At 46.0% G+C, this 6962-nt stretch carries 6 protein-coding genes and 1 other annotated feature; of the genes, 2 read left to right on the forward strand and 4 right to left on the reverse strand.

The window, feature by feature from the left end; all coding sequences use genetic code 11:
- Nucleotides 1–112: 112 nt before the first annotated feature.
- From GPL15_RS15005 to pheS, 4 genes are all read right to left on the reverse strand, one after another.
- Entirely contained in the window at nt 113–274 is a 162-nt protein-coding gene (locus GPL15_RS15005) for a hypothetical protein (RefSeq protein ID WP_215699498.1), read from the reverse strand.
- A gap of 155 nt (nt 275–429) precedes the next feature.
- Nucleotides 430–738 carry a hypothetical protein gene (locus tag GPL15_RS15010; protein ID WP_215699499.1) on the reverse strand — a complete coding sequence of 103 codons (309 nt, stop codon included), beginning with the start codon at nt 736–738 and terminating at the stop codon, nt 430–432.
- Between the two features lie 209 nt (nt 739–947).
- Nucleotides 948–3368 carry a phenylalanine--tRNA ligase subunit beta gene (gene pheT, locus GPL15_RS15015; protein ID WP_215699500.1) on the reverse strand — a complete coding sequence of 807 codons (2421 nt, stop codon included), beginning with the start codon at nt 3366–3368 and terminating at the stop codon, nt 948–950.
- A 167-nt stretch (nt 3369–3535) separates the two neighbouring features.
- Entirely contained in the window at nt 3536–4555 is a 1020-nt protein-coding gene (gene pheS / locus GPL15_RS15020; protein ID WP_215699501.1) for a phenylalanine--tRNA ligase subunit alpha, read from the reverse strand.
- A gap of 66 nt (nt 4556–4621) precedes the next feature.
- Nucleotides 4622–4917, reverse strand: a binding site (T-box leader).
- Between the two features lie 154 nt (nt 4918–5071).
- Between pheS and GPL15_RS15025 the strand changes: the two genes are divergently transcribed.
- Together GPL15_RS15025 and GPL15_RS15030 are read left to right on the forward strand one after the other, a co-directional pair.
- On the forward strand, nt 5072–5503 hold the full coding sequence (locus tag GPL15_RS15025; protein WP_215699502.1) for a MarR family winged helix-turn-helix transcriptional regulator: 432 nt from the start codon (nt 5072–5074) through the stop codon (nt 5501–5503).
- Complete coding sequence (locus tag GPL15_RS15030; protein WP_215699503.1) at nt 5496–6854, forward strand: MATE family efflux transporter; 1359 nt, start codon at nt 5496–5498, stop codon at nt 6852–6854. The genes GPL15_RS15025 and GPL15_RS15030 overlap by 8 nt, the downstream gene beginning before the upstream one ends.
- The last annotated feature ends 108 nt before the right edge of the window (nt 6855–6962 follow it).

Below are 6962 nucleotides of genomic sequence, written 5' to 3' on the forward strand. Positions count from 1 at the left end.
CCAACGGATTCCGCTCTGCCCGGTGCCCCCCTCCAAGCAGGCCTCCGCCCCCGTCCGTCCCCATTTCCAGGATTCACGGCGTAACTTCCTCAACTAAATAAAGATTCCCCACCTATTCTTTAGTTAGTTCGGTATTTCCATTATGATTACCGCAATAAATCCCTTTTTTAATTGGAGAGATCAAAAATCCGATAACGATTCCGAGCAGGGAGGCGGCGGCTATAACCAGGATTTTGTCTGATGGGCACCATTCCTTATTAAAGAACTCTTTCATATATTTTCTCCTTTCGATAAAAAAATCATATAAAAAAGTATAAGAAGATTTCTGCTAAAAAACAAGGCCTGACAGAGTAAGATTATAAATTGTGGTAATAAAATATTTCCAGTATTTCCGTTTTTTTATAATACTGCCGTTTTTTTGCCTGCTGACTAAAAATATGGGGAATTACAAACCGGACAGGTTGATCTGATCCCAATAAAAAAGCACACTGCACAAATCAATAGCAATACTGCGGATGCATAGATTAAATATCCTTTTTGAAACTTTCTTGCCGGTTTTAACAGGCATACTACGATAAATAGTATAAGTGATGCCAGAAAACATACAGCCGGGTAACCGGTCTGCTCATCCATATGCCCTGCGGCCAGGGTGGGGGCGATGGACAATTTGTAGAGAAGGCAGAATATAATGCCGATGAATGTCTCAGCAAAGACTGCCGTCTTAAATAAACGCTTCATTTAAAATCCTCCTCATTTTCACCCGTTTATATAGCATTTTACCAGCAGACAGAATGCGGACCGGGAGCCAGGCGGGTGGATGGCTGGATCTTTTTCATTGGGGATGGAGAAAATATCACTATATGGAAAAATGCCGTCCAAACAGAATGATCAGACATTCCGGTTGAACGGCATTATTTAATCGGATCCTATATAACAGTTAAAATGTCTTATGCGCGCAGTTCGATTCCCATTCCCTGGAGACCATTTAAGATCTTCTTCATGGCTGCTCCAACTTCGTCATCCGTCAACGTTCTGTCACTTGCGCGGAATACGATGGAATAGGCTACCGACTTATGGCCTGCCAGGATTTGTGCTCCTTCATAAATATCGAATAACTGGTAGCTCTCCAGAATCTTACCGCCCCTCTGTGCGATAACGTCTTCAATCTGTCCAACCAGAATATTTTTTGGCACCACCATGCTGATATCTCTGGTAACGGCCGGATATTTGGCGATTCCCGTGTATTTCCTGTCGAAATCTGCAAATGGAATCACATTGGGCATATCCAGGACAGCCACATAGGTTCTTTCACCGATTTTATAATTGTCGGCCACATCAGGATGAATCTCACCGATATATCCTAAAGTAACTCCTTCATATACGATATCCGCCTTTCTGCCCGGATGCAGATATGGACGGTCAGCCTGGGGATCATAGTGGACTTTCTTCTTCATACCCAGCTTATCAAACAGCTCTTCCACCACGCCTTTCATGGTAAAGAAATCGCCCTCTCCGTACATTCCCAGCGTAAACTGCATCCTTTCGTCCGGAAGTTCCGTAAGCGGAAGGCTCTTAGGCAGGTAAATGTTCGCCAGTTCGTATAATTTAACATCCTTATTTCTTCTATTATAATTAGTCGACAAAGAAGTCAGCAGGCCATTTAACGGAGAAGTTCTCATGATGGAGAAATCCTCACCCAAAGGATTTAAAATGGTTACGGTCTTTCTCAGCCGGCAGTCTTCCGGAAGCAGGAGCTTATCAAATGCTTTCGGGCTCTCGAATGAGTATGTCATGCTCTGGCTGAATCCGGAAAACTCCGCCACTTCCCGGGCCACTTCTTCTATTCTCAGCTTGTATGACAGTTTTCCTGTTGTAGCCTCTCCAGACGGAAGCGTGGTAGGAATATTATCGTATCCGTAGAAACGGGCAACCTCTTCCGCGATATCTGCCGGCCGCTCCAAATCCTGACGGAAACTTGGAACCAGGACTTCCTGAGTTTCTTCATCAAATCCCAGGTCCAGTTTTTGGAAGTAGCCTTTCATGGTGTCCCCGTCAATTTCCGTTCCTAACAGGCTGTTGATCTTTTCCGCATTGAAAGGAATTCTTCTGCCTTCCCGTTTTACCGGATATACATCGATCATTCCTCCGATCACCTCACCAGCCCCTAATTCTTCAATCAACTGGCATGCCCGGTCAATAGCCGCCTGGGCGTTGTTAGGATCCAGGCCCTTTTCAAACTTTCCTGACGCATCTGTCCTGAGACCCACTTTCTTTGCGGAAAGACGGATATTGGTTCCGTTGAAACAGGCTGCTTCAAATACCATAGTTTTTACATCATCCGTAATCTTGGAGTTTTCACCGCCCATGATTCCGGCAATACCCACTTCCTTTTCACCGTCATTGATCATGAGTACGGTACTGTCAAGCTTTCTCTCCTGTCCGTCCAGGGTCTGGAATGTATCACCGTCCGCGGCGCATTTTACAACGATCTCATGGCCTGCCAGCAGGTCGTAGTCAAATGCATGCATAGGCTGGCCGTATTCTTCCATCACGTAGTTTGTGATATCCACGATATTGTTGATCGGACGGATGCCGCTGGCTGCCAAACGCCTCTGCATCCATACAGGAGACGGCGCAAGTTTAATATTTTTAACCATTCTGGCGCAGTATCGCGGACAGAGTTCCGTATTTTCAATACGTACTTTCAGATAATCGTTGATATCTTCTTCGTTCCCTGTTGATGTCACCACAGGAGGTACAAATTTTTTATTAAATGTGGCGGCAGCTTCTCTTGCAATACCAAGTACACTGTAGCAGTCCACGCGGTTGGATGTGATCTCATATTCAAATACCACATCCCGCAGTCCCAGCAGTTCCACCGCATCCGCACCGATTACGGCATCTTCCGGAAGGATATAAATTCCACTTTCCGGAGCGTCCGGGTACATGTCTCTGGAAGATCCCAGCTCTTCGATTGAGCACATCATGCCGCAGGATTCAATTCCCCTCAATTTACCCTTTTTAATCCGGATACCGTCCTCCGGAAGGGGGCCGCCGTCGTGTCCGCCTGCGACTTTACCGCCGTCTAACACAACCGGAACCTTATCTCCCTCTTTTACGTTGGGCGCTCCTGTAACGATCTGAACGGATTCCGTGCCGATGTTAACCTGACAAATAATCAGTTTATCAGCGTCAGGATGGCGCTCGATCTTTGTGATCTGGCCCACCACGATTTTCTCTAAATTTTTATCCAGGGCTTCATAGCCTTCTACCTTTGTTCCTGACAATGTCATTGCGTCTGTATATTCCTGAGCAGTCACATCCAAATCCGGAACATATGCTTTTATCCATGATAATGCTGTGTTCATTTGAAAAATCTCCTTTTTTATTTTACTGACCTGGTCATTTAACTTAAAGCCTCAAGGCATTTAACTTAAAGCCTCAAGGCATTTTACAAAATGCCTTGAGGGTCGATGTAAAAATCGATGTTAATATGCCTATAAAATCAAATCAACGCATATTCTAAACCTTCAAGTTAAAATTGTTTCAGGAAACGAATGTCGTTCTCATACAGCAGACGCATATCGTCTATCTCATATTTTAAAAGCGCAATGCGCTCAAGTCCCACGCCAAATGCGAAACCGGAATATTCCTCCGGGTCAATTCCGCACATTTCAAGCACATGTGGGTGCACCATTCCGCAGCCCAGAATCTCAATCCAGCCTGAGCCCTTGCAGAAACGGCATCCTTTTCCACCGCATTTAAAACAGGTAACATCCACTTCCGCGCTGGGCTCTGTGAATGGGAAATGATGGGGCCGGAATTTGACCTTTGTCTCTTCCCCAAACAGCTCTTTTGCAAATTCAGCCAGGGTTCCTTTTAAGTCGGCAAATGTAATATGTTTATCAATTACCAGACCTTCAATCTGATGGAAGGACGGAGAATGGGTCGCATCCACTTCGTCGGAACGGAACACACGGCCGGGGGCGATCATACGGATCGGCAGTTTTCCCTGCTCCATTACTCTGGCCTGAACCGGAGAGGTCTGTGTTCTAAGCACAATATCTTTATTGACATAGAAGGTATCCTGCTCATCCTTTGCCGGATGGTTGGCCGGAATGTTCAATTTTTCGAAATTATACAGATCATATTCCACTTCCGGTCCTTCCACAACCTCATACCCCATGCCTACGAATATACGCTCCACTTCTTCCAAAGCGATGGTATTGGGATGGCTGTGTCCAATGTTGCTCTTCTTGGCAGGCAGAGTGACATCGATCACTTCTTTCTTCATCTGCTCTTCCCTGGCTTTTCTGGCAAGGGACTGCTTTGTCTCTTCCATTTTCGCTTCAATGGCTTCCCGGGCATCATTTACCATCTGGCCCACTTTCGGACGCTCTTCCGGGGCAACATCTTTCATACTCTTCAATACGGTGGTCAGCTGCCCCTTCTTGCCCAGGTACGCAACCCGGATTTCATTTAACTTTTCAAGGGCATCAGAAGCTTCAATCTGTTTTAATGCTTCTTCTTTGATTTTTTCTAACTGCTCTCTCATTTTTTCCTCCATTTCATTTGTATTCCATAGAAAAATATTTCTGTGAAATAAAAAAACTCCATCCCAAATAGGGACGAAGTTAAATTCGCGGTACCACCCTGATTCCTGCCGGACAGACCGGACAGACACTCGGCATACAAAATATGCATGTACACATAAATATCTATACAAAATGTGTATACAGACTTTGCATCAATACGTAACGTGTATAAACGGCAGAACCTACTGGCACATAAAACGGTTCAATCCTGCAGCTCCGGCGGGAATTTCGAACACTTATCTGAACTAAAGGGAATTTTCAGCCGGTGACTCCCTCTCTCTGCTAGAAAATAAATGTCTACTGACGCTTTCACAGCTTTTTATTATATTATTTTATAAAATCTGAATATCATTTTAGCACATCTAAAAAAAATGTCAAGATTAGACTTGATAACTCAGTAAAAACAGTGTAAAATAAGTTTCCATTGACAACTGTTGCATATGACAACTATTGGTCTGTATAGAAAGGAACTCATTATGCTCAATCCCATCAACATCATAAGGCGCTCTGAGCAAAGCTACATAAGAAGCCGGGTGGAGGCGCACGGCCTTCATCCTCTGGACGCGCTCACCCTCTATGTCCTGATGACAAGGAATTCGTGCAATCAGGATTCGCTCTGCTGTGAGATGAATGTGGATAAAGGCCGGATCGCCAAAACGGTTTCACGCCTGGAAGAAGGCGGTTATCTGGTCAGAAGCGTCAATCTTCACAACAAGCGGGAAAAACTGCTTCATCTGACCGACAGCGGAAAAGAGATGGTCTCCGTGGTCCGGCAGATTTTTGATGACTGGAATGCCATCTGTTTTAGGGGATTCTCCCCTGAAGAACAGGCCCAGTACAACTCATTTTTAAAACGAATTGCGCAAAATGCCGCGGAAAGCCGAAAGGAGTTAAGACAACATGATTAAAAATCTGACCGAGGGCAATCCCTTAAAAACTTTATTTTTCTTTGCACTGCCAATGCTGGCCGGAAATCTGTTCCAGCAGCTTTACAACATGGTGGATTCCATGGTAGTCGGGCGTTTTGTGGGCTCCGACGCCCTGGCGGCCGTAGGCTCTTCCTTCCCCATAGTATTTCTGGCAGTCGCCTTAGCCAGCGGATTATCCATGGGGTGTACCGTTGTTGTTTCCCAGCAGTTCGGCGCCGGGCAGATCAGGGAAATGAAGACCACAATTTCCACTGCGGTCATTTCTCTCTTCGTTCTGGGCGCCATCATTATGGTCATCGGAGAGCTGCTGGCCCTTCCGCTTTTGTCCCTGCTTAAAACGCCGGACAATATTATCGACAGCTCTTTAAGCTATTTGAGGATTTATTTTGGCGGCGTGATCTTTTTGTTCCTGTATAATGCGCTGAATGCCATTTACAATGCCCTTGGAGACAGCAAAACACCGCTCTTATTTTTGATGGTATCCACGCTGACCAATATTGTGCTGGATCTCACATTTGTCATTAAATTCAACATGGGAGTGGCTGGTGTGGCCTGGGCCACCCTGATCGCCCAAGGCATGTGCGCCGTGTTCTCTTTTATTGTGCTGGTCAAAAGAATTGTCAATATGCCGGATGAAATGGATTATCCCGCCATTCCCAAAAGGCCTCTCTTCCATTCGTCTGCTGTCCGCAGAATTGCAAAGGTCGGAGTGCCTTCCATGATACAGCAGTCCATTGTCTCCTTCAGCATGCTGATGATGCAGGGTCTGGTAAACTCCTATGGTTCCACCTTTATCGCAGGCTATACGGCAGCAACCAAAATCGATACCCTGGCCATGATGCCGAATATGAACTTTTCCAATGCCATGTCCAGCTATACCGCTCAAAATATCGGCGCCAACAAACCGGAACGCGTCAGACAGGGATACCGGGCCAATCTGTTCATGGTGTTGATTTTCAGCATTATTATCACCACTGCCATTTTCCTGTTCGGCCCGAACCTGCTTCATTTATTTATGGATTCCAATACGGATACGGAGGCCATCAACTACGGCATGAAATACATGACCACAGTCTCCACCTTTTACATTCTGATGGGCGTTATGTTTTCCTCCAACGGGCTGCTGCGGGGCGCCGGAGATATGAGGGCATTTATGGCAAGTTCCCTTTTCAACCTGTTTTCCCGCGTTGCCATGGCCTATTCCCTGGCTCATTTCATCGGCGAAGACGCAATTTGGTGGTCCATCCCCATCGGCTGGGCAATTGGATCCGCTATTTCGTTCGGACGTTACCGCAGTGGGAAATGGGAAAATGCTAAAGTTATTGAATAAGAATTGGGATTTAATTGGTGAAAGTTACGCAGGAAAGCGGGACGAGGGGACGGAGGTTGGGCTGGGGGTTTGGAAGGGGCCGGGCTGGCCGGAATCCAACGGCACTGG

It is taken from the genome of Clostridium sp. MCC353, assembly GCF_018785315.1.
GTDB lineage: Bacteria > Bacillota > Clostridia > Lachnospirales > Lachnospiraceae > CHH4-2.